24 protein-coding genes and 1 pseudogene are annotated in these 22,033 nt (G+C 68.0%); 18 read left to right on the forward strand and 7 right to left on the reverse strand.

Translation table 11 applies throughout. The features are described 5' to 3' along the window. Nucleotides 1-56: 56 nt before the first annotated feature. The 10 genes from HQ325_RS13025 (at nucleotide 57) to HQ325_RS13070 (ending at nucleotide 9,518) form a co-directional block, all read left to right on the forward strand. Complete coding sequence (locus tag HQ325_RS13025) at nucleotides 57-941, forward strand: 3-hydroxybutyryl-CoA dehydrogenase (RefSeq protein ID WP_222630175.1); 885 nt, start codon at nucleotides 57-59, stop codon at nucleotides 939-941. A gap of 129 nt (nucleotides 942-1,070) precedes the next feature. Then, on the forward strand, nucleotides 1,071-1,874 hold the full coding sequence (locus HQ325_RS13030) for an ABC transporter permease (protein ID WP_222630178.1): 804 nt from the start codon (nucleotides 1,071-1,073) through the stop codon (nucleotides 1,872-1,874). A gap of 7 nt (nucleotides 1,875-1,881) precedes the next feature. Continuing rightward, complete coding sequence (locus tag HQ325_RS13035; protein ID WP_222630180.1) at nucleotides 1,882-2,751, forward strand: ABC transporter permease; 870 nt, start codon at nucleotides 1,882-1,884, stop codon at nucleotides 2,749-2,751. A 6-nt stretch (nucleotides 2,752-2,757) separates the two neighbouring features. After that, on the forward strand, nucleotides 2,758-3,804 hold the full coding sequence (locus HQ325_RS13040; protein ID WP_222630182.1) for an MlaD family protein: 1,047 nt from the start codon (nucleotides 2,758-2,760) through the stop codon (nucleotides 3,802-3,804). Then, nucleotides 3,801-4,826 carry an MCE family protein gene (locus tag HQ325_RS13045; protein WP_308014471.1) on the forward strand — a complete coding sequence of 342 codons (1,026 nt, stop codon included), beginning with the start codon at nucleotides 3,801-3,803 and terminating at the stop codon, nucleotides 4,824-4,826. Before HQ325_RS13040 ends, HQ325_RS13045 begins: the two co-directional genes overlap by 4 nt. Next, nucleotides 4,823-5,803 (forward strand): MlaD family protein, encoded by a 981-nt coding sequence (locus tag HQ325_RS13050; protein WP_222630184.1) that lies wholly within the window; start codon nucleotides 4,823-4,825, stop codon nucleotides 5,801-5,803. Before HQ325_RS13045 ends, HQ325_RS13050 begins: the two co-directional genes overlap by 4 nt. A 1-nt stretch (nucleotide 5,804) precedes the next feature. Beyond that, nucleotides 5,805-6,869 carry an MCE family protein gene (locus HQ325_RS13055; RefSeq protein ID WP_222630186.1) on the forward strand — a complete coding sequence of 355 codons (1,065 nt, stop codon included), beginning with the start codon at nucleotides 5,805-5,807 and terminating at the stop codon, nucleotides 6,867-6,869. Then, nucleotides 6,866-7,933, forward strand: coding sequence for an MlaD family protein (locus tag HQ325_RS13060; protein WP_222630187.1), 1,068 nt, complete (start codon nucleotides 6,866-6,868; stop codon nucleotides 7,931-7,933). The genes HQ325_RS13055 and HQ325_RS13060 overlap by 4 nt, the downstream gene beginning before the upstream one ends. Continuing rightward, nucleotides 7,930-8,880: an MlaD family protein gene (locus tag HQ325_RS13065; RefSeq protein ID WP_222630189.1), complete on the forward strand. Its 951-nt coding sequence runs from the start codon at nucleotides 7,930-7,932 to the stop codon at nucleotides 8,878-8,880. Before HQ325_RS13060 ends, HQ325_RS13065 begins: the two co-directional genes overlap by 4 nt. Before the next feature lie 56 nt (nucleotides 8,881-8,936). Further along, on the forward strand, nucleotides 8,937-9,518 hold the full coding sequence (locus HQ325_RS13070) for a hypothetical protein (protein WP_222630191.1): 582 nt from the start codon (nucleotides 8,937-8,939) through the stop codon (nucleotides 9,516-9,518). Here HQ325_RS13070 and HQ325_RS13075 read toward each other — a convergent pair. Beyond that, a complete protein-coding gene (locus HQ325_RS13075; protein ID WP_261778187.1) occupies nucleotides 9,491-10,333 on the reverse strand; it encodes a class I SAM-dependent methyltransferase in 843 nt (280 codons plus the stop codon). The two genes, HQ325_RS13070 and HQ325_RS13075, sit on opposite strands and share 28 nt — an antisense overlap. A gap of 104 nt (nucleotides 10,334-10,437) precedes the next feature. Here HQ325_RS13075 and HQ325_RS13080 point away from each other — a divergent pair. Further along, nucleotides 10,438-10,703, forward strand: a pseudogene (locus HQ325_RS13080) (hypothetical protein). A gap of 64 nt (nucleotides 10,704-10,767) precedes the next feature. Next, on the forward strand, nucleotides 10,768-11,808 hold the full coding sequence (locus tag HQ325_RS13085) for an NAD(P)-dependent alcohol dehydrogenase (RefSeq protein WP_222630194.1): 1,041 nt from the start codon (nucleotides 10,768-10,770) through the stop codon (nucleotides 11,806-11,808). 72 nt (nucleotides 11,809-11,880) lie between these two features. Here HQ325_RS13085 and HQ325_RS13090 read toward each other — a convergent pair whose 3' ends face one another. The 3 genes from HQ325_RS13090 to HQ325_RS13100 are packed head-to-tail and all read right to left on the reverse strand — an operon-like array spanning nucleotide 11,881 to nucleotide 13,996. After that, the gene (locus HQ325_RS13090; RefSeq protein ID WP_222630197.1) at nucleotides 11,881-12,747 is read right to left on the reverse strand and encodes a PPK2 family polyphosphate kinase; all 867 of its coding nucleotides are present in this window, start codon (nucleotides 12,745-12,747) and stop codon (nucleotides 11,881-11,883) included. A 29-nt stretch (nucleotides 12,748-12,776) separates the two neighbouring features. Then, nucleotides 12,777-13,568 (reverse strand): SigB/SigF/SigG family RNA polymerase sigma factor, encoded by a 792-nt coding sequence (locus HQ325_RS13095; RefSeq protein ID WP_204869113.1) that lies wholly within the window; start codon nucleotides 13,566-13,568, stop codon nucleotides 12,777-12,779. Next, nucleotides 13,565-13,996, reverse strand: a complete 432-nt coding sequence (locus tag HQ325_RS13100; RefSeq protein WP_222630200.1) for an ATP-binding protein — start codon at nucleotides 13,994-13,996, stop codon at nucleotides 13,565-13,567. The genes HQ325_RS13095 and HQ325_RS13100 overlap by 4 nt, the downstream gene beginning before the upstream one ends. A 347-nt stretch (nucleotides 13,997-14,343) precedes the next feature. Between HQ325_RS13100 and HQ325_RS13105 the strand changes: the two genes are divergently transcribed. The 3 genes from HQ325_RS13105 to HQ325_RS13115 all read left to right on the forward strand — a co-directional run bounded on the left by HQ325_RS13105 (nucleotide 14,344) and on the right by HQ325_RS13115 (nucleotide 18,228). Further along, nucleotides 14,344-14,709 (forward strand): STAS domain-containing protein, encoded by a 366-nt coding sequence (locus HQ325_RS13105; protein ID WP_222630202.1) that lies wholly within the window; start codon nucleotides 14,344-14,346, stop codon nucleotides 14,707-14,709. A 115-nt stretch (nucleotides 14,710-14,824) separates the two neighbouring features. After that, entirely contained in the window at nucleotides 14,825-15,859 is a 1,035-nt protein-coding gene (locus tag HQ325_RS13110) for a PHP domain-containing protein (protein WP_222630204.1), read from the forward strand. A 119-nt stretch (nucleotides 15,860-15,978) separates the two neighbouring features. Continuing rightward, nucleotides 15,979-18,228, forward strand: coding sequence for a bifunctional diguanylate cyclase/phosphodiesterase (locus tag HQ325_RS13115; protein WP_222630206.1), 2,250 nt, complete (start codon nucleotides 15,979-15,981; stop codon nucleotides 18,226-18,228). Here the strand turns inward: HQ325_RS13115 and HQ325_RS22835 are convergent. Then, the gene (locus tag HQ325_RS22835; RefSeq protein WP_222630208.1) at nucleotides 18,154-19,185 is read right to left on the reverse strand and encodes a GGDEF domain-containing protein; all 1,032 of its coding nucleotides are present in this window, start codon (nucleotides 19,183-19,185) and stop codon (nucleotides 18,154-18,156) included. The genes HQ325_RS13115 and HQ325_RS22835 overlap by 75 nt on opposite strands. A 127-nt stretch (nucleotides 19,186-19,312) precedes the next feature. Between HQ325_RS22835 and HQ325_RS13125 the strand changes: the two genes are divergently transcribed. Then, on the forward strand, nucleotides 19,313-19,801 hold the full coding sequence (locus tag HQ325_RS13125; protein ID WP_222630210.1) for a PPOX class F420-dependent oxidoreductase: 489 nt from the start codon (nucleotides 19,313-19,315) through the stop codon (nucleotides 19,799-19,801). 7 nt (nucleotides 19,802-19,808) lie between these two features. Here HQ325_RS13125 and HQ325_RS13130 read toward each other — a convergent pair whose 3' ends face one another. Further along, a complete protein-coding gene (locus HQ325_RS13130) occupies nucleotides 19,809-20,384 on the reverse strand; it encodes a type 1 glutamine amidotransferase domain-containing protein (protein ID WP_222630212.1) in 576 nt (191 codons plus the stop codon). 205 nt (nucleotides 20,385-20,589) lie between these two features. Here HQ325_RS13130 and HQ325_RS13135 point away from each other — a divergent pair, with 205 nt between their 5' ends. Next, the gene (locus HQ325_RS13135; RefSeq protein WP_222630214.1) at nucleotides 20,590-20,844 is read left to right on the forward strand and encodes a hypothetical protein; all 255 of its coding nucleotides are present in this window, start codon (nucleotides 20,590-20,592) and stop codon (nucleotides 20,842-20,844) included. Nucleotides 20,845-20,888: 44 nt separating this feature from the next. Next, entirely contained in the window at nucleotides 20,889-21,071 is a 183-nt protein-coding gene (locus HQ325_RS13140; RefSeq protein WP_222630216.1) for a hypothetical protein, read from the forward strand. A gap of 6 nt (nucleotides 21,072-21,077) precedes the next feature. On the opposite strand, the gene HQ325_RS13145 is transcribed toward HQ325_RS13140, so the two are convergent. Next, nucleotides 21,078-21,887: a TetR/AcrR family transcriptional regulator gene (locus tag HQ325_RS13145; RefSeq protein WP_222630218.1), complete on the reverse strand. Its 810-nt coding sequence runs from the start codon at nucleotides 21,885-21,887 to the stop codon at nucleotides 21,078-21,080. Nucleotides 21,888-22,033: the final 146 nt, after the last annotated feature.

The raw sequence follows: 22,033 nt of genomic DNA on the forward strand, positions 1-22,033 counted from the left end.
CAGAGTCACCCTCGCCTCGCCTCCGCGCGGGGAGTCGTGCATCGTGAAGGAGAAACGTGAGCAGCGAGAAGATCGAACGTGTCGGGATCGTCGGCGCCGGACAGATGGGCGCCGGAATCGCCGAGGTGTGCGCCCGCGCCCACGTCGACGTGACGGTGTTCGAGCAGTCGCGCGAACTGGCCGCCGCAGGCAAGGCCCGCATCCTGAAGTCACTCGACCGCGGCGTCAGCAGCGGCAAGATCACCGAGCGCGAACGTGAGCAGGCCGCGGCGCGGTTGACCTTCACGTCCGAGCTGTCCGACTTCGCCGATCGCGAGATCGTCGTCGAGGCCGTGCTCGAGGACGAGGCGATCAAGACCGCCCTCTTCGTCGAACTCGACAGGGTGGTCACGGATCCCGACGCGGTGCTGGCGTCCAACACCTCGTCGATTCCCATCATGAAACTCGGTGTGGCCACGTCCCGCCCCGAGCGGGTCATCGGCATGCACTTCTTCAACCCCGTGCCGGTACTGCCTCTCGTCGAACTGATCTCGTCGCTGAAGACGTCCGATGCCGTCCTGGCACGCGCGGAGCGCTTCGCGGCGGACGTCCTCGGCAAGCAGGTCGTTCGAGCTGCCGACAGGTCCGGCTTCGTCGTCAACGCTCTGCTGGTGCCGTACCTCCTCTCGGCGATCCGGATGGTCGAGTCGGGCTTCGCCACCCGCGACGACATCGACAAGGCCACGGTGCTGGGTCTCGCACATCCCATGGGCCCCCTCGCCCTGTCCGACCTCATCGGTCTGGACACGGTGAAGTCGATCGCCGACTCCATGTACGCCGAGTACAAGGAACCGTTGTACGCGCCGCCGCCGCTCCTGCTCCGCATGGTCGAGGCCGGCCTGCTGGGCAAGAAGACCGGCGCCGGGTTCTACGGATACGTCAACGGTCGCATCGCGACCTAGCCCGGGGTCCGATGTTTGTCAGCCGTCACTGAACTCGAAGAAACCAACTCGATCCCCGTTCTGCCGGGCTAGGTTTCATCGCGGCGCATCACTTGCGTCACGGGGGCTCGAGACGTACGGGGGATCGACATGGCGCGCAGCATGCCGCTCGTCTCCCGCGTCACGACGGGCACCCGCACGCTGGGTCGTTTCGCCGACCTCGTGGTCGCCGCGTTCGGTCACCTCGTGCGAGACCTGGTCGGCCTTCGATTCGCGTGGCGCGAGTTCCTCGACCAGGCGTGGTTCATGGTCACGGTCACCGTTCTCCCCGCCGTCCTCGTCTCGGTGCCGTTCGGCGTCATCGTCTCGGTACAGGTGGGCAGCCTGACCAACCAGATCGGCGCCACGTCCATCGCGGGTGCCGCGGGTGGCCTCGGAGTCATCCGACAGGGTGCGCCCATCGTGACCGCGTTGTTGCTCGGCGGCGCAGCGGGATCCGCGATCGCGGCCGATCTCGGTGCTCGTACCGTGCGCGAGGAGATCGACGCGATGCGCGTCATGGGCATCGACCCGGTGCGCCGGCTCGCGACCCCCCGGCTCGCCGCGATGCTCGTGGTCGCACCGTTGCTCTGCTCGCTGGTCATCTTCATGGGGTTGGTGTCCGGATACGTCGTCAACGTCGGGTTCCAGGGCGGTACACCGGGCAGCTACCTCTCCTCCTTCGCGTCCTTCGCCTCGACCACCGATCTGATCGTCGCGATGGTGAAGGCCGAGATCTTCGGCATCATCGTCGTGCTCGTCGCGTGCCAGCGCGGGTTCGAGGCCACGTCCGGTCCCCGCGGTGTCGCCAACGCGGTCAACGCCTCAGTCGTCGTCGGCGTGCTGTCGGCCTTCATCGTCAACGTGCTCGCCACCCAGTTGGTGTCCATGTTCCTACCGCAACGGCTCGGGTGACTCGACGATGACGATCTCTCGCTACACCCCACCCGGCACCGCCCCGTTCGTGCGCGGCGGCAAGCGCATCGCCCGCGCTCCTCTGGGGCTGTTCGAGCACCTCGGGCATCAGCTGACGTTCGTGTGGCAGGTGCTGGCCGCGATTCCCCACACCCTGCGTGCCTATCGTCGCCAGACGATGATCGTGCTCACCGACATCACCTGGGGCAGCGGCAATCTCGTGGTGGGCGGCGGTACCGTCTCGGTGCTGGTCATCCTCGGTGTGGCCGTGGGATCGTCCATCGGCATCGAGGGTTACAACGCCCTGAACCTCGTGGGCATGGGTCCTCTCACCGGCTTCATCTCGGCCTACGCCAGCACGCGTGAACTGGCGCCGATGATCGCCGCGATCGGGTTCGCATCGCAGGCCGGATGCCGCATGACGGCGGAGATCGGTGCGATGCGCATCTCCGAGGAGATCGACGCGCTCGAGGTCGTGGGGATCCGGTCGATCCCGTTCGTCGTCACCACGCGCGTCATCGCCGGCGTGGTCACGATCATCCCGCTCTACCTGCTCACGCTGATCCTGAGCTACGTCTCGTGTGCCTTCATCGTCGCCGCGTTCGGCGACCAGTCGTCGGGAACGTACGACCATTACTTCTCGGCCTTCCTGCAGCCGTCGGATCTGTTGTACTCGCTGCTCAAGGCCACTATTTTCGTCGGCGCGGTCATCATGATCCACGGGTACCAGGGCTACTACGCGACGGGCGGGCCCGAGGGTGTCGGCCGAGCGTCGGGCCGTGCGATCCGCGCGTCGCTCATCGTCATCGTCGTTCTCGACATGATCCTCACGGTGGTCATCTGGGGAGTCGACGTCGGCATCAGGATCTCGGGGTAGGGGAGCATGGCAGTCTTCGACGATCTGTCCCGCAGATCCGCCGGTCCGCGCTCGCTCCGAGTTCGGGGCCTCGTGGTGGCCGTCGTCCTCGTGGTCCTCGGCGTGGTGCTCGGCAAGTACGCGACCGGTGACTTCGAGTCCCGTTTCGATGTCACGATCGACAGCACCGCGGTCGGTGACGGCCTCGCGGTCGGATCGGACATCAAGTACCGCGGACTGCCCGTCGGCCGTGTCGACGAGATCGAGCCGCTCGGGTTCGGGTCGCAGCGAGTGCACGCTCACATCGAGCCGGCCGTCGCGTCGGTTCTGACCGACGACGTCACCGCTCGGTTCTCCTCCGCGACGGTCTTCGGTGCGACGGTCATCGAGTTGTACTCGGAGGGACAGGGATCCCCTCTGCGGGAGGACACCGTCCTGGCGCTGGGCGACGACACCGAGACGGCGACGGTCACCGGAGTCTTCCGCCGACTCGCCGATCTGACCGACGTGCTCGACGCGGACAACACCGAGCGGGTGCTCGACCTGGCGTCCCGCGTGTCGTCGGAGTTCGGCGACAGCCTGAAGCCCTTCTTCGACACCGCGCAGATGATGGCGGAGACCCAACGCGCGCCACTCGCCTGGAAGCTGCACCGCGGCGGAGATCTCGCCGACGGCCTGGGTGCGTCCATCGGACCGGTCACCGACGTCATCGACCAGGTCGTCACCAGCAGCGAGTACTTCGAGAACCCGGAGAACAGCGCCCGGGCGATCAAGGCGATGTCCGGCCTCGGGACCGGCCTCTCCATCCCACTGGGAGATCTGTTGCGGGACAACGGTCCGTACCTCCGTCCGCTACTGGACACCCTGCTCGACGTGCTTCTGCCGGTGGCCCTCTCGGCGGGAACGCTCGCACCGTCCTACCAGCGTGTGCCCGACGTGATCGCCGGCGTCGAGGACGCGTTCCCGAACGTCGACGGCCGGACCCAGCTGCAGCTGCAGGTGATCGTGAAGAACATGCCCGCCATGGCCGGTCCGGTGGAGGCCTTCGCTGATCGATTCGGTGGTGTCCTGTGACGCGGTCGTCGGTCGTGGGGACGCCCGTGGCGACCCTGCTCAAGCTCGGTGCGTTCGCCCTGGTGGCCGTGCTGTGTCTCGTCCTGGTGGGCGGCGCACTGCGCAACGGCGGCGGCGACGACCGCGCCGTGTTCGACGCCCGATTCGACGACGTCTCCGGTCTCTACACCGGTGACGACGTGCGCCTCTCCGGTGTGCTCGTGGGGTCGGTGACCGGTATCGAACTCGACGGCAACAAGGCGCGAGTGTCCTTCGAGGTCGACTCCGACCGCCCCGTGCTCACCACCACGAAAGCTGCTGTGCGCTATCAGAACCTGCTGGGGCAGCGGTATCTCGAGCTGATCCGCACGGACGATTCGGGGTCCGAGTTGGCTCCGGGCTCCTCGCTGGCGGACGACATGACCGTGCCGTCGTTCGACATCACGACGTTGTTCGACGGGTTCCAGCCCATCTTCGAGACCATCGACACCGATCAGGTGAATCGCTTCGCGCAGAACGTGCTCGATCTCGTGCAGGGCGACGGGTCCGGCCTCGGGCCGGTACTGCGCGACCTGGACGGTCTGACGACCTACGCCCAGCAGCGGGAGGATCTGATCGTGCTCCTCATCCGCAATCTGGGAGCGATCTCCGGTGTCGTGGGCGAACGTTCGGAGCAACTCGGTCGGTTGTTCGCCGAACTCGACCGTGTCGTCTCGACGTTCGCCGACAAAGCCGACACCCTGATCTCGTCCGTCGACGACATCAATGCCGGTCAGGGTCCCTTCATCGCGATCGGGGAGCAGTTGCGCGACACCTACGATTCCGAGTACGGCCCGGTGGATTCGGCATTCAAGCGGCTGGTACCGGGTGCCCAGCAGGTGGTCGACCTTCTCGCGATGGTGCCCAGCCTGCTGCGCGGCGTCGACGAGACCGTGCGCAATGCTCCCGAGGGTCAGGTCTCCGCGTGCTCGGCCGGCAGCACCGAGATCCCGGGCATCGGTTCGGTCGTGCTCGGCACCCAGCAACTGGTGGTGTGTCGATGAGCTCCGTGCGCCAGGGCAGCCAGACCGTGTGGGGAATCGTGGGCGTTCTCGCCCTCGTGATCGCCGTGGTGGCCGCCGTCGTCGTCTACTCGCTGCCCCTCGGACATCGCACGTACACAGCGGCATTCGAGACCACCGGCGGCGCCCACGCCGGTGACGACGTGCGAATCGCCGGCATCTCGGTGGGGTCGGTGACGTCCATGAAGCTCGACGGCGACCACGTCCAGGTGGCCTTCGAGGTCGACGAGAACGTCGAGTTGGGCGACGCGACGTCGCTCGGGGTGCGTCTCCTGACGCCGGTCGGCGGCCACTACTTCTCACTGATCCCCGGCGGTACCGGCGAGCTGCAGGACGGGGAGATCCCGATCGAGCACACCCGGGTGCCGTTCTCGCTGTCCGACACGGTCGAGGCGGCGACGCCGATCCTGCGCGATCTCGACGGAACCTCGTTGCGCCAGAACATCGCCGAGATCGACAAGGCGGTCCAGGCTCAGCCGGAATCGATCCGTGACATCACCACGACCCTGACGTCCATGACGGGTGCGATCGCCGACCGCCAGGACGACCTCGACCGCAGCGTCGACGTGGCCGACGAGTACATCGGCGAACTGGCGACCGACCGAGAGATCCTGCTGGGCCTGCTGAAGCAGATCGGCATCATCACGTCCAAGCTGGGTGCCAAGCGTGCCGACGTGGCCGCGGCAGCCGACAAGCTGTACAGGTTGTTCTCGCTGCTGCACCGACCGATCATCGCGCTCGACCAGGGACTCGGCCCGACCATCGACGAGGTCGAGAGCCTGGTGGCGACGCTGAAGGAGCGCACCGGGTCCATCGACGACGCGATCTCCGCCGGCAACGAGTTCTCCGAGTCCATGGCCGGCCTTCTCGACACCGGCGCCGGTCCCGTCGTGGATCGCAGTGCCGCCGTCGTCACCGGGTCGACGCTGTGCGTCCCGGTTCCCGGAAAGGTGTGCTGACGTGGTCGCACGTAGCAAGGCCGTGGCTGTCGCCGTGGCCGCCGTCGTCCTCGTGGGGGCAGGAACCGCGGCGTCGTCCGCGGCTCAGCTCGTCGGCACCCCGCGATCGGATCTGTGCGCGGAGATGACGGACTCGGTCGGGCTCTACGAGGGGAACGACGTCACGCTTCTCGGCATCCCCGTCGGCGAGGTGACGAGTATCGAGCCTCGCGGTGACCATGTGCGCGTCACCATGTCGGTCGACGACTCGCTCGCCCTACCGTCCGACGTGGGAGCGGTGACGATGTCCGACTCGATCGTCACCGATCGACGTCTGGAACTGACCACTCCCTATCGGGAGGGCGTCCCTCTCGACCGGGATGCGTGCATTCCCCTCGAACGCACCCGCACTCCCATCGGCATCAGCGACACCCTCGAAGCGGTGAACAAGCTCGGTGCCGAGCTTCTGGGGACCACGTCGACGACCGACCCGAACAATCCGCGACCGCCGGACGAGGAAATTCTCGGTGACACGTTGCGATCGCTCGACACGGCTCTGGACGGCAGCGGCGAGCCGCTCGGAACTGCTCTGTCGCAGGTGTCGGATCTGGTCGGCAATCCGGCGAACAAGGACACTCAGGTCCGTCGCATGGTCGACAACGTCGACACCCTGACGGCGGCCCTGGTGGATCGGTGGCCGGACATCACCCTGCTGATCGAGAACCTGAAGCAGGGTCTCGGCGCCGCGGGCGACTTCTCGGAGCGCTTCGCCCAGGCCATCGATCTGACGGTCGAGTTCCTGCCCGTCCTCGAGAAGACGCTGCCCAAGTTCGCACCCACGCTGTACCGGGTGCTCGACGTCGTCGTTCCGATCGTGGCCATCATCGTCAGCAGGGTCGGCGACATCGCCAGCATTCTGTCGAGGGTGCCGAAGCAGACGGAACAGCTTGCTTCCCTGCAGGATCCGGACACACAGGCCGCCCGGCTGACGTTCGTGCCCCCGCAGTTCGCGGTGCCCGTGGCGGGTGGGTCGACCGTGAACGTCGACCTGGTTCCGCTCGTGCTCGGATCGGCGGGGTCGCGATGAAGCGGTTACTGGCGGCGTTGACGGTGGCGGCCGCAGCCGTGACGGCGTCGGGCTGCGGCGCGTCGATCGCAGACCTGCCGGTGCCGGGCAGTTACGTTCCCGGACCGACCTACCGGGTCGACATCGAGTTCTCGAGTGTGCTGAACCTGCCCGCCCGCGCCAAGGTGGTCCTGGACGGTGTGGACGTCGGGCTGCTCGAGTCGGTGACGCTCACCGGGTCCACCGCCGTCGCGGCCGTGAACATCGATCGCACCGTCGCACTGCCCGCGCTGACGCGCGCGGAACTGCGGCAGGGCACGATCCTGGGCGAGATCTACGTCGCGTTGCAGCGACCGGAGGACGGGTCCGACACCTCGGGTGCCACCCTGCAGGACGGCGATGTCATTCCGCTCGAGCGGACGACGCCGGCGGACAACGTCGAGGACGTGCTGCGTGGACTGTCCGAGGTGGTGGCCGGCGGGCACATCGTCGACTTCCAACGGTCCATCGATCGCTTCAACCGGGCGATTCCACCGGACCCCGCCACGGTCGATCTCATCAACGACAAGGCGCGAGAGGCGTTGCGGGACCTGGCCACCAACACGTCGGAGCTCGACCGCATCCTGGGCGGCGCCGAGGCGGTGACACGGTCGTTCGCCGAGAAGACGGACACTCTCGACACCATCCTGACCAGCGGGCCGGAGCGTGTCGCCGGGCTGGCCGACTCGCTCCTGGTCGTGGTCGACGCTCTGATCGATCTGGGGTACATGTCTCGCAACATCGGCGCCGTCGTCAACCCGGTGGCCGGAGACCTGAGCGACGTGATCGCCACCTTGCAGCCCATGATCCGCACTCTCGCCACGGCCGATCTGACGGCGCCGATGCTGGCGTCCCGCATGGACGCCCTGCTGCGCGAGAGGCTCGTGCCGTTCTTCACGTCGTCACCGAACGTCCGCATCGCCTCCGTCTCGGGCGACACGCCCGCAGGAGAAGGGGCCGACCGGGAAGGTCTGGGGCAGGCCGACGGCCTCGACAGGGCCGACGAGATGATCCAGGTCCTGCGATCGATCGGATTCGTGCGATGAAGGGTTCGATCCTGTCCGCCACGGCGCTCGCGGCGGTCGCCGTGCTCGGTGTCGGGTACCTGTCGCTGAACGTCCTGGACATCGATCCGCGGCGCGACCACGCCGAGATCACCGTGCCGCTCACGACCTCCGGCGGTCTGATCGACACCTCGCAGGTGACGCTGCGCGGGTTCGCGATCGGCAGGGTCGAGCGCATCGACGTCGGGGCCGACGGACTTCGTGCGGTCGTGAGTGTGGATGCTGCGCACCAGATCCCGGTCGACACCGAGGTGCGCGTCTCGAACCTCTCCGCGGCGGGCGAGCAATTTCTCGACTTCCGTCCGCACACCGACTCCGGACCGTATCTCTCCGACGGAGACGTGGTGGACGCGGCCGACGTCTCTGTCGCACCCAGCGTCAGTGACACCCTCGCGGTCGCCGAGGCGCTCACCCGCGAGATCGACACCGAGGCTCTGGGCGGCATCGTCGACACGGTCGACACCGCGACTCGCGGTCGTGAGAAGGACATCGACAACGTCGTCGAGGTTCTGCGGCTGCTGTCCCTCACGTTGGACGACAAGAAGGACGAGATCCGGCGGCTGTACCGCAACCTGCAGGTGCTGGGCGAGAACGCCTATGCCGACGGGTTGGGGCCGCGTCTCGCGGACGCGGTGCCCGAACTGAACTCCTCCGGAGCGGGCCTCGACCACCTCATCTCCTCCTACCAGGACTACTCCTACGTGGGTGAGACCGTGTGGGACGGCGAACTGGCTCGATTGGTACCCAAGATCGACGAGTACCTGAGTCAGCTGTCGCCGGACCTGGGCTTCATCGCCACCGTGCTGCGCCCGGTCACGCAGCCCATCCGCCCGCTCCGGGTCGATGCCGGCGCTCTGGTGACGATGCTCGAGCAGGTCTTCCCCCGCGGTGGACCGGCGAGGGTGGCCGTGACGCTGCCCGCGAACTGATCCAGGCGACCTCACGACATCGACGACCTCACGACATCGACGACAAGAAGGCTTCCATGACCACAGAACTCGACACGACCTCCACCGAGGACGACGCGGTGCCGGAGGCGTCGACGCCCGAGGTGTCGTCCCGGACGCGGCTCGTGGCGATCGTCGCGACCGTCGTCGCCGTCCTCGCGATCATCGCCGCAGTGGTGGCGGGGGTGCAGTGGCAGTCCGCCACATCGGCCCTGGCCGCGGAACGCGGAGCGGATGCCGATCGCACCACCGCAGAGAACACGGCGCGGGCCTACACGGAGCGATCGCTGACCTACGACCACACGAACATCGACGGTTTCTTCGGTGGCGTCGAGGAGGGCACCACCGACGCGCTGCGTGAGCGCTTCGACGGCGTGCGCGAGGTGCTGACGCAGATCATGACCGACTCGCAGGTGGTGGCGTCGGGTCGGGTGAACGCGGCCACGGTCACGGCGCAGGAGGGCGACACCTACACGGTGTCGGTCTTCGCGACGCAGACCACACAGAACCTGCAGCAGCCCGAACCCGGTGCCGTGCCGACGCTCTTGACGGTGACCGTCGAGCACACCGGCGACGAGTGGTTGGTCTCGGACTACGGAGCCGACACCGGCACGTCCTGACCGCTCCGGCGCAGCCGCCCGGTGACGAACTGGGCTGCGCCGTGGATGCGCTGCTCGACGTGCTCGACTCCGCGTTCACGCAGGACGTCGGTGATGTCGTCGCGTCGGAACATCTCGAGTCCGACGGTGCTCGCCGCCGCCGCAGTGACCGACCCGACCGGCTGTGGGCCGCGCCGCACCGTGGTCATGAGTGCGATGCGGCCTCCCGGCCGCAGGACACGGATCATCTCGTCGAGCACCCGGTACGGCTCGGGCACCAGGTACAACGCGGCGTAGCAGCACACCGCGTCCACGGCGTCGTCCTCGAACGGGAGCTCGCGGGCGTCCCCGAGCAGATAGGCGACGTGCTCGTCGTCGACGGTGTCCGCCGACGCCCGCGCGATCATCGGTTCCGACGCGTCGAGCCCGATCACCAGAGGTTCGGTTCCGTGAGGCGTGCCGGACGTGGCGGTCGGCATGGCCTCGGCCAGCGACCGCGAGAAGTTGCCCGGCCCGCACGCGACGTCCAGGACGACCGCCACGTCGCGGGACACGAGCCCGAGGTCACGCACCGCGTACGCCCGCTGTTCGTCCACGGTGGGGCCGCCGGCGCCCATCCACAGGCGGAACAGAGGCCGCCACGCACGTTCGTAGACGGCGGCGAGGGGCGAGAAGGTCATCAGGCGTCCGGCGACGGAGGCGGCGGACGCAGGAGACGCCTGTCGCGTTGTGGAGTCCGTCACCCGGACGTCGAGTACTCCGCGCATCGGCGACGACGCGTCGACACTCGTCCGGAGCAGTTCTCGGGTCCGTCGTACCGCGGGTGTCTCGGCCATGCCGACCACGCTAGCGCGACCGCACCCGCGGCGGTGCGGACGTTGCTACTGTGACCGACGGGGTCCGGTCGGACCCGTACGCGTACAGGGGAGGACGTCACGTCATGGCTTCGATCACGGTGCCCACCATCGCTGGAATCGGTCTCGCTGCAACAGGTGCCGCGCACTTCGTGGCGCCCGACGCCTTCCGCTCGATCACCGAGCCGGCGTTCCCGAAGGACACTCGTACGTGGACCTACCGCAACGGTACGGTGCGTCGGAGCTCCTGATCGGCACCGCCATCGCTGTCCCGACCACGCGCAAGGTCGGTCTCGTCGCGCTCGCGGGCTACGTCGGCTTCCTCGGATACCGGATGGCCACCGCCCGCTGATCCGTCGCCGGGGACGAACCGGACATGGTTTACGAGTCAACGATGCACGGGTAGACATGTGTACATGTCCACAGCAACTGCATACGCCGCCACCGCACCAGACGCACCGCTCGAGAAGACCACCATCGAGCGACGAGAGCTCGGACCGAACGACATCCTGATCGACGTCAAGTTCGCCGGTATCTGCCACTCGGACATCCACACCGCCCGCAACGAGTGGGGCGGTACCACGTACCCCGTGGTTCCCGGCCACGAGATCGCCGGCATCGTCGCCGAGGTCGGTTCCGACGTCACCAGCCGCAAGGTCGGCGACCGCGTCGGCGTCGGCTGCTTCGTCGACTCCTGCGGCACCTGTGAGGCCTGCAAGGACGGCGACGAGCAGTACTGCACCAAGGGTGTCGTCCAGACGTACAACTCGAAGACCTACGAGGGCGAGTTCACCCACGGTGGCTACTCGACGCAGATCGTCGTCACCGAGAACTTCGTGCTGGGCATCCCCGAGGGCGTCGAGCTCGACGTCGCCGCGCCGCTGCTGTGCGCCGGCATCACCCTCTACTCGCCGCTGAAGCACTGGGGCGCCGGCCCCGACAAGAAGGTCGCCATCATCGGCATGGGCGGACTGGGCCACGTCGGCGTCAAGATCGCCCACGCGCTCGGCGCCCACGTCACCGTGCTCAGCCAGACGCTGAGCAAGGAGGAGGACGGCAAGCGACTCGGAGCCGACGAGTACTACGCCACCAAGGACACCACCGCGCTGAAGGATCTGCGCGGGAAGTTCGATCTCATCCTCAACACCGTCTCCGCGAACCTGCCGATGGGCGACTACCTCGGCCTGCTCGCCCGTAACGGCACGCTCGTCGAGCTGGGCGTTCCCGAGAAGCCCCTCGAGGTCCCGGCCTTCAACCTGCTGGCGAACCGTCGTTCGTTCGCGGGCTCCATGGTCGGCGGCATCGCCGAGACCCAGGAGATGCTCGACTTCTGCGCCGAGCACCACATCGGCGCCGAGATCGAGGTCATCTCCGGCGACCAGATCAACGAGGCGTACGACCGCGTCGTGAAGTCGGACGTGCGCTACCGCTTCGTGATCGACACCGCCACTCTCTGATCCACAGCCGCAGCGTTCACTGCTGGCACACCACCTTCGGGCGCCGACCACACGGTCGGCGCCCGTCGGCGTTCACGGCCGCGGCAGGGACGCCAGGCGCTGCTTCTCGTGCTCCACGTCGAAGTCGGCGGGCGGCCACTGCAGGTCCAACGACGTCAGTGCTCCCGTCAGCAGCTCCGTGACGGCGAGGCGGCTGTACCACTTGTGATCGGACGGCACCACGTACCAGGGCGCCCAGTCCGTGTCGGTGCGATCGAGAACCGCCTGGTAGGCCTCTTGGTAGGCGACCCATTTCTCGCGTGCCTCGATGTCGCTCGGGTCGTACTTCCAGTACTTGTCCGGCCGGCGCAGTCGACGAGCGAGACGCTTGCCCTGCTGCTCCCACGACAGCGCCATGGCCACCTTGACGATGGTGGTGCCGCTCTCGACCACCCTGCGCTCGAAGTCGTTGATCTCGTCATAGCGGGTGCGCCACACGCTGGATGGCGCGAGCTCGTTCACGCGGACGATGAGGACGTCCTCGTAGTGGGACCTGTCGAAGACCCCGATCTGGCCCGGTCGTGGCAGCTTCTTCTCCACGCGCCACAGGAACGGGTGGGCGCGCTCCTCCTCCGTCGGCGTGCCGAAGGTCGCGTGATCGACGCCCTGGGGCTCGACCATGCCGAGGACGTGGCGGACCATGCCGCCCTTGCCCGAGGTGTCCATGCCCTGCAGGACGAGCAGGACCGACCGGTGGTCGCCGCTCTTGCCGCCTGCGTAGAGGCGCTCCTGCAGCTCGGACAGAATCTTGCCGCGCGCCGACATCAACTCCTTGCCGGCCGTCTTGTCTCGATCGAAACCGGGCGTCGACGCGGCGTCCACCGTCGACCACGACGTGCCCGACGCCGCCAGGGCCGCGGGCAGATTCGTGGTGAAACCGGGCGACGGTGAGCTGTTCATCCCGCGAGCGTAGGCGTGGACCGACTGTTCTAGTGCAGTTCCTCGCGCAGCTGGGCGAGTGTGCGGGCGAGCAGACGCGAGACGTGCATCTGGGAGATCCCCATCTTCTCGGCGATCTGCGTCTGCGTCATATTGCCGAAGAAGCGCAGCAACAGCACGTTGCGTTCACGCTCGGGGAGCTTCTCGAGCAGCGGACGGAGCGCCTCGTGGTTCTCGACGTTCTCCATCTCCTTGTCGTAGTCGCCGAGAGTGTCCGCCAACGACAGGCCCTCGGAATCGCTTCCGCTGGAAGCACTGTCGACAGACAGGGTCTGGTACGCGTTGCCGGCGGTGAGCCCCATCGCGACCTCGTCGCGGTCCAGGTCGAGATACTCGGCCAACTCGGAGACGGTCGGGGACCGCCCCTGCGTCTGTGACAGATCCGCGATGGCGCGGGAGAGCTGCAGATGCAGTTCCTTCATGCGCCGAGGGACGCGCACAGCCCATCCCGCGTCGCGGAAGTGCCGGCGGACCTCGCCCATGATGGTGGGCACCGCGAAGGACACGAAATCGGATCCGCGCTCGACGTCGAAGCGGTCGACCGCGTTGACCAGCCCGACGCGGGCGACCTGAACCAGGTCGTCGTGCGCCTCACCGCGGCCGTCGAACCGGCGGGCGATGTGCTCGGCCAGCGGAAGGCACCGTGTCACCAGTTCGTCGCGCAGCTTGCCCCGCAGGGGATCGCCCTCGGGCAGCGTGCGGATGCGCGTGAAGCGCTCGGCGACGTCGGCGTACTCGTCCGCCGAGCGCCGTGACTTCGTCTTGCGTTCGCTTGTCGTCACTCGTCCCAGCCGTGCTTGCTCTTGGTGAACTCGATGGTGGTCGAGACGACACCGTGCTCGTTCTCGGACTGCGACGTCGACACGGAGTCGGTGAGGGCGTTGAGAACGTGCCAGCCGAACCCGCTCGCGTCCAGATCGGCACCGGCCTCGGTCGTCGTCGTGACCGACACGTGGAGTGCATCGTCCGCAGTGAGGAAACGGCAGACCATGCGGGCACCCGGGGTGGCGCGCACGATCAGGCGGCTGCAGGACTCGTCGATGGCGAGTCGGATGTCGGCGATGCTGTCGAGATCGAAGTCGTCCTGGGCGGCGAGTGTCGCGGCCACGGCGCGAGTGACCGACAGCTGACTCGCGTCGGCGTGGACACCGAGTTCGATGGTGGCGTCGGCCCCCTCCGTGTTCGGCTCCGTCGTGATGGCCCGTGTCATGAGGTCTCCCACTTCTTCGTGTCGCGTGTCGGTTCAGGCGAACCTCGTACGTGTTCGACCGGTCGAGATTACCCGGGGGCGTTCGTCGCAAAACGTGCACCGTACCGGCGGCGTTGTCCGAAGCGTCGCACGACGTTCACCGAGAGGAACGCAGAAGTGGTTGGCAGACCGACGCGAGTAGCGTAGGTTCGGACACAGGTTGAGTCAGCAGCCGACGTACGAAGCACCGTCGATGGTCGCTCGGACTCCTTTCCACCAACCGCTACTCATTCTGCAGTCGCGGACGGGTTCTTTCACCTGCAGCACCATTGCTCTGCTTCTCCAGCTAGATCGGCATTTGGAGAATCATGACTGTTTCGACTTCACACGCATCCACCACCACCACTCTCGGCGACGACGTCGTCATGCTCGGCGGACTCATCTCCGTCGTGCGCACCGACTCGGAGACCACGTACCGCGTCACCGGCAGTGTGGACCTGTCCAACTCGTCCACCTTCTCGGACGTCGTGAACACCGACGTCGAGGCGGGCCGAAGCATCGTGCTCGACCTGTCCGGAGTCGACTTCTTCGGCACCGCAGCGCTTTCCGTCGTGGCGGGTCTCGACGACCGCAGCGCAGCGAACGGCTCGCCGATGACCCTCGTGGTCGGCGACGCGGTCACCCGCGTCATGGGTGCCGCTCGGTGGGAGCCTGCCGCACACGTGGTCCGCTGACTGCACTGGCACTCGGCGAGATCCGGTTCGTCCGGGTCGCCGCTCCCCCCTGCCCCTGTCGCCGGTCTCCGGTGACAGGGGCAGTGTCATGCTCGTACCCGTAGGCTCTGACGTCATGGAACCTGTTGCCGCACTGCGAGAGGTGGCGTTCTGGCTCGAGCGTTCGCGGGCCGAGACGCGTCGGGTCAAGGCCTATCGCACCGCCGCCGACGTCCTGGCCGCACTGGACGCCGACAGGCTGGCCGAGCTCGCTCGCACAGACGGCTGGACCACCCTGCGCGGTATCGGACCGAAGACCTCTGCGGTCGCCGCGGCAGCTGCCGCCGGCGAGGTTCCCGAGTACCTCCTGCAGCTACGCGCCGAGGCGCAGCCCATCGGCGTGGGCGGCGAGGCCCTGCGCGACGCGCTGCGCGGGGATCTGCACACGCACTCCGACTGGTCGGACGGGGGCAGTCCGATCGAGGAGATGGCGGAGACCGCACGCAGGATCGGGCACGAGTACTGGGTGCTCACCGACCACTCACCGCGCCTGACCGTCGCCCACGGGCTCTCCGCCGACCGCCTGCGCGCCCAGCTCGAGGTCATGGCCGGTCTGCGGCGTCGGTTCGAGACCGACGGTGGGCGGCCGATGCGGGTGCTGACCGGTATCGAGGTCGACATCCTCGACGACGGGTCGCTGGACCAGGAGCCGGAGCTGCTCGACGAGCTCGACATCGTCGTCGCGAGCGTTCACTCCCACCTGCGAGCGGACAGCGCGACGATGACGTCGCGCATGCTCGCCGCAGTGACGAACCCGCAGGTCGACGTTCTCGGGCACTGCACCGGTCGACTCGTCGAGGGTGGACGCGGAACACGTCCCGAGTCGACGTTCGACGCCCGCGCCGTGTTCGAGGCGTGCCGTGATCACGGGACCGCTGTGGAGATCAATGCTCGTCCCGAGCGCCAGGACCCACCGGAGCGGCTCATCGAGCTCGCCCTGGAGATCGGCTGCCTGTTCAGCATCGACACCGACGCGCATGCGCCCGGCCAACTGGACTGGCTCGGCCACGGTTGTGCGCGTGCCACCGCGGTGGGCGTTCCGCCGGACCGTATCGTCACCACCTGGCCGGTCGACCGGTTGCTGGACTGGGCGTCGTCGGACGGAGCGTGACGCGGGCAGGTACCGGTCCCGGAGAGGAAAAGCGGGCAAAGAACGGGCAGAGTGCGGCGAAGGTGGAACAATCGCGAGGTGTTGCTGGGGGCGGAAACGGGTCTGGGGGCGGAGACGTGGTGACGGGAAGCCTGAGCTCGGGCGGCCGGAACTCGGGCGGTTCGGACGCCGGTGCCGCCGGCGACAGGCGCACTGTTCTCGCCGCGCTGACGGCGATCTCCGAATCGTCCCAGGACGGTGTCGTGGTCTTCGATCGCACCACCTCCGTGCGGTACGCCAACGCTGCCGCGCGCACCATCCTGGAATTCCCGGCCCACGAGAACCCGTCCGCGCGAGATCTGGTCGCGGACACCGCCACCTCGACGCTCGACCTCGTCCTCGCCGAACTGAACGCCACCGGAGCCTGGACCGGTCGGATCGCGGTGGGATCACCGACCCGACCGATCCTGGTGTCCGCCTGGGTTCTGGGGCCCACCGACGGCCACGAGGTCGTGGTGGCCACACTCGTGGACGGTTCCGAGCGGCAGGAGCGCGAGGAGGAGTTGGTCGACGCCCTCACCGCCGTACGCCGCCGAGCGCGCGAGCAGCGCATCGTCGCCGGGCTCAACCGTGCGGCGCTGACCGGTTCGTTCGACGACCTCGTGGCCACCGCCCTGCGGTCCATCGCGGATCTCGTCGGTGCCACGCACGCCGTGGTGTTCCGCAGGCGCGGTGCGGACCGCCTGGCCGTCCACGAGGCGACCTTCGTTCCGCCGGACGAGGAGACCCTGCCCTCGGGCACCGCGACGCTGGCCGGCTACGCGCTCGAGCGTGAGGAGGTGATCGTCTGCGCGGACACCCGTGACGAGAGTCGCTTCGACGTCACCCTGCTCGAGGACCACGACCTCCGCAGCGGCATCGCGGCTCCCGTCCGCGGGGGCGACGGCACGTGGGGTGTCCTCGTCGTCTATCGCACCGAGCCGCACACGCCGTCGGCCGACACGCTGTCCTTCGTCGTCACGGTGGCGGCAGTGCTGGCGTCGGCCGTGCGACGGTCCGACCTCGAACGCGAGCTGCGGTACCGCAGCCTGCACGACCCGCTGACACAGTTGGCGAACCGCACGCTCGCGTACCAGCGCATCGACTCCGCTCTCGGGGTGTCTCGTGAGGACGGCACGCTCACCGCCGTGATCCTGGTGGACCTCCACGACTTCCGCACCATCAACGACAGCTTCGGTCACGGCGCCGGGGACGCGGTGCTCACGGCAGTGGCTCCGATGCTCACCCGTACCGTCAGGCCCTCCGACACCGTCGCCCGCTTCGGCGGCGACGAGTTCCTGCTCGTGTGTCCCGGGCTGCGCAGCACCTTCGACGCCATCGCTGTCGCACAGAGCGTGTTGGCCATGTTCCGCCGCCCGCTCACCATCGGGAATCGAACGACGACGGTCACCGCGTGCATGGGCATCTCGGTGGGCTACGGCGAGCACACCGCCGCGGAGATGGTCCGCCAGGCGGACGTGGCCATGGGCGGCGCCAAGAAGGAAGGGCCGGGGAGCTACGAGCTGTACGACAAAGTGCAGGGCGGAGAAGCGTTGCGGCGCTTGACCATCGCTTCCGAACTCCGCTCCGCTATCGAGAACGACGACCTCGACGTGGCCTTTCAACCCGTGTTCGACATCCGGTCCGGGCGCATGACGGGGGTCGAGGCACTCGCGCGATGGACCACGTCGAGTCTCGGCATCGTCGGGCCCGACGAGTTCGTCCCCGCCGCCGAGCGCGCGGGCCTGATCGGACCCCTGGGCAGCTGGGTGCTGCGCCGGGCGTGCGCCGAGGCCGCGCGATGGCAGACCGGCCACCCGGTGGAACTCCGCGTCAACGTCAGTCCGTTGCAACTGCGTCAGCGCACGTTCGCGTCGTCCCTGGCCGACACGCTCGAGCGGACCGGTCTCGCCCCGGACCTCTTGGGCATCGAGATCACCGAGACTCTGTGGCTCGAGGACACGTCTGCCGTGAAGAACAACCTGGACGAGCTGCACCGGATGGGCATCAAGATCCTGCTGGACGATTTCGGTGTCGGCCACAGCTCGCTGGACTACCTGACGCGCTTCCCGATCCTCGATGCCATCAAGATCGATCGATCGTTCGTCGCCGACCTGCCGACCGAGCAGTCGGAGGCGGTCATTCGCGCCGTCGTGTCGGTGGCCGACGCGTTCGGTCTCGACGTGGTCGGCGAGGGCGTGGAGACCACGGCTCAGCTGGACAGCCTCGCCCGGTGCGGATGTGGGTACGCGCAGGGCTATCTGATGGCGCGACCACTACCGCCGGGCGATGTGACCGCCCTGGTGGCGTCCGGGGGTCGGATGAATGTCGATGCCGGACCGGCTCGGTGACCGCCGCTTCGACACGTACATGTTCTCGTCCGCGAGCGACCACGACGCGGTGATGCTGCCGGCCTCGGTGACGGTGCTCCAGCCGACCGACATGGGCACGTCCGCGGCGTGGGCGGAGGACTCCAGCGCCGTGAGCATGCCGTCGACGTCGGTGGCGTCGCGGTCGAACACCAGGACACCGAACTCGTCGCCGCCGAGACGGGCCACGACGTCCGACTCGTGAGCCCACGACCGCAACAGTTCGGCGGCGCGCCGGATCACACGATCACCCGCGGCATGGCCGTGACGGTCGTTCACCTGCTTCATCCCGTCGAGGTCGACGACCACCACGGCGCCGGGATCGGCGAAGCGTGTCCAGCGCGCACCCTCCGGTTCGAGCACCCGGTTCCATCCTCGCCGGTTGAAGAGTCCGGTGAGGGGGTCGGTCTCCGCCTCGCGCCGAGCCAGTTCGGCGGAGCGCTCCGCGACCGCCCGGGCATGGTCGGTCTCGAACACCGTGGTCAGCAGCCCCGAGAGGAGATCGAGCAACGCGGTCATGCCGTCGGGCAGAGGCCCGCTGATCGGCCGTGAGCCGAAACCGCACATCGTGCCGAACAGCGAGCCGTCCGCTCTGCGGATGGGCACACCGATGTACGACCGGACCGGGTCGTGACCGGGGACTCCGATTCGGGGGATGCCCGCGTCGTCGAGGTCCTCCACGACGGACGGGATCTCACCCACGGTCATCGAGTGGCACAGCGACTCGTTCCACCCCACCACCAGGCCGGTGTCGATACCCAGGCCGTTGGTGTTGGTGCGGAGGAAGATCTGCTTGTCGTCGACGACGCGCGAGACGGCCCAGGCCGTCGCGGGAACGATGCTGTCGAGGTAGGCGACGACGGCCGCACCCGCGGCGTCGAACGTGGACAGAGCCGACGGCGGTGGTGCGATCAACGGGGGACGGGGTGGAACGGTCACGGTCTGTCCTGAGGGCGGAAGGTCGACCGCGGCACCCCCGGAACCGCGTGGCCGGTGAGTCCGGACCGAGTGTCGTCTTGTCGGCACCGATTCTAGCCCCCGGTGGGGGAGCACCTACCCTCGAATCATGGCACCGACGTACGCAACAGCCGACCGAGTCGATCTCGATGCCCTGCATCGCTTCGTCGCCGAGCGGCATCACGCCACCCTGGTCACCACGAAGCAGTCCGGTGGACTGCAGATCTCACCCGTGACCTGCGGGCTCGACGCGCAGGGTCGCATCGTCGTCTCGACGTACCCGCAGCGCGCCAAGACCGTGAACATCCGTCGGTCCTCGGCCGTGACGCTCTGCATCCATTCCGACGAGTGGAACGGCCCGTACGTGCAGATCGACGGCACCGCGGAGGTCATCGACCTGCCCGACTCCGTCGAGCCCCTGGTGGACTACTACCGGGCGATCGCGGGCGAGCACCCCGACTGGGACGAGTACCGGCAGGCGATGGTGACGCAGGGCAAGTCGATCATCCGCATCGCCATCGACACGTGGGGACCGATCGCGACCGGCGGATTCCCGCCGCCCGCGCAGGATCAGCCGGCCGACGAATCGAACGGCTGACCCCGGCTCACTCGCCCGAGTCGAGAGCGGCGACGGCGTCGACCACGGCTGCGCTGAAGGCCGGGATGTCGTCCGGGTTCCGACTCGAGATGAGATTGCCGTCGACGACGACCTCCTCGTCGACCACCGTGCCGCCGGCGTTCCTGATGTCGGTCCGCACGCTCGGGTACGAGGTCAGCGTGCGACCACGGACGACGTCGGCCTCGACGAGCGTCCACGGGCCGTGGCAGATCACCCCCACCGGCTTGCCCGAATTCACGAAGTCGCGGACGAACGACACCGCGTCGGCGTCGAGTCGCAGCTTGTCGGGGTTCGTCGTTCCGCCCGGCAGGACCAGCGCGTCGAAGTCGTCGACGGATGCCTCGGCGACCAGCTGGTCGACGGCGAAGGTGTCGGCGGGTTCGGTGTCGTTCTCGAATGCCTGGATCTCTCCATGGGTCAGCGAGAGCAGCACCGTGGTCGCGCCGGCCTGATCGAGTGCTTCGCGTGGAGCGGTGAGCTCGATCTGCTCGACACCGTCCGTCGCGAGGAACGCCACGGTACGGCGGGCCGACCCGGAGTCGGTGTTCGGGGTGTCAGTCATCGTGAACCTCTCTCGTTGCTCGCCGTGTCGCAGGACGCGAGGCGGCCGTCCCGATCTACCCGGCACCCGGTGGTGGGAAACGGCACACCCGCGGCGGGTTGGATCGGTCCGGGCGCGGGTATGTGCCCTTCGACCGGATGGGGAGCACGTCCGGTCGACGCACCGCTGGGTTCACCGTGAGGTGACGCGGGAGAAGGGAACAGCAGTGAGCACACCGACAGTGGATGCGGCCGGAGCGGTCGCGTCGGACACGGCCGGCGAGGCAGCCGAGGCACCCGTGATGACCTGCCTGTTCGAGCACACCACGGCGGGAATCGTCCTGATGGTCGCCCTGTGTGCCGGGATGGCGGCCTTCGTGGCGGCCGCGGTAAACTCCTTCGCCCTCGGAGCCCTCGTCGGGGTCCTCATGGTCGGCATGGCCGGTATGGCCGTGGTGCTGGTTCCCGTCGAGCGCCGATGAACTCGGCACGGTAGTTCGCAGACACATCGAGGGAGGAGCGAGAGATGCCCGATTTCACGAGCCCGGAACTTCCCGTCGAGGACGCTCTCGAGCAGGAGCGGGACACGGTGGAGGACGACGACACGGCGGCGGTCGTGCCCACGGTCGCCGTGACGTACGACGCCTCGGACGCGGACCTGCTGGAGCAGAGTCGTGACGTCCCGCTCGACGACGAGCACGACCGCTGAGCGCCTCTACTCGTCGACGAGTGGGTGGTCCACTGCATTGAAGCGTGAGGGCGATCCACCCGCTTCCGCGACACCGTGGATGCCGCCCCACACCATCATGGTGAGGTAGTCGATGAGGTCGGCCGCGGACATCGAGCGGTTCGAGATCCACCAGTGCGTGGCCAACTGGACTCCGCCGACGATCCCGTACGACCAGGGCAGCGATCCGCCCGAGTCCATCTCCATCCGGCGCAGCCGCTCACCGAGCACCGTCGCCAGCAGTTCCGCGATCATGCGCTCCGACTCGGCGACCACGTCGCGGTTCGGCCCCGAGCTGTTCGACATCGCGTACAGGTAGACCTCGGGGTCGTCCGCGACGGTCTCCACGTACGCGGCGACCACCTGGCGGGTGAGGTTGTACTCGTCGAGCTCGACGCTGATCGCGTCGTAGATGCGCGGTGCGAGAGTCGTCTCCACATATCGCTCGAGCGTCGCGTTGGTCAGATCGTTCTTGTCGTGGAAGTAGCGGTAGAGGACGGTCTTCGAGATACCGATCTCGGTGGCGATCTCGTCCATGCCGATGTTGCGTCCGCGCAGCCGGATCGCGGCGAGAGTGCCGTCCACCAGTTCCTCGCGACGGGCGATCTTGTGCTCGCGCCAGCGTCGCTTGCGGCCGTCCGGCTTGTCCGTGCGGGCGTCGGTCGCGGTGTCGTCGGGATCCGGCTTCGCCGTGGCACCCGCCGTGGACTTCGCGGATCGGGCTCGCCCGGCCTTCGGTGCCGCGGTCTCGTCGGCGCTGTCCCCGTCGCTCTTCCTCGCTGCCGATCTGCTCGCCACGCGCGTGTACTCCGTCCCGATGTCCGACTGCGCTTCTGGCGCACTCGTGTGCGGCGGCGCATGTCACGTCGCCCACCTCAACAGTAGTGCCCGGCGCCGCCGGACCCGCGTCCGGGCGAGACGTCGTCGCCGGTCGGGGCACGAGT

This window comes from Rhodococcus sp. BP-349, assembly GCF_019835845.1.
In the GTDB taxonomy this organism is placed as follows: Bacteria; Actinomycetota; Actinomycetes; order Mycobacteriales; family Mycobacteriaceae; genus Rhodococcoides.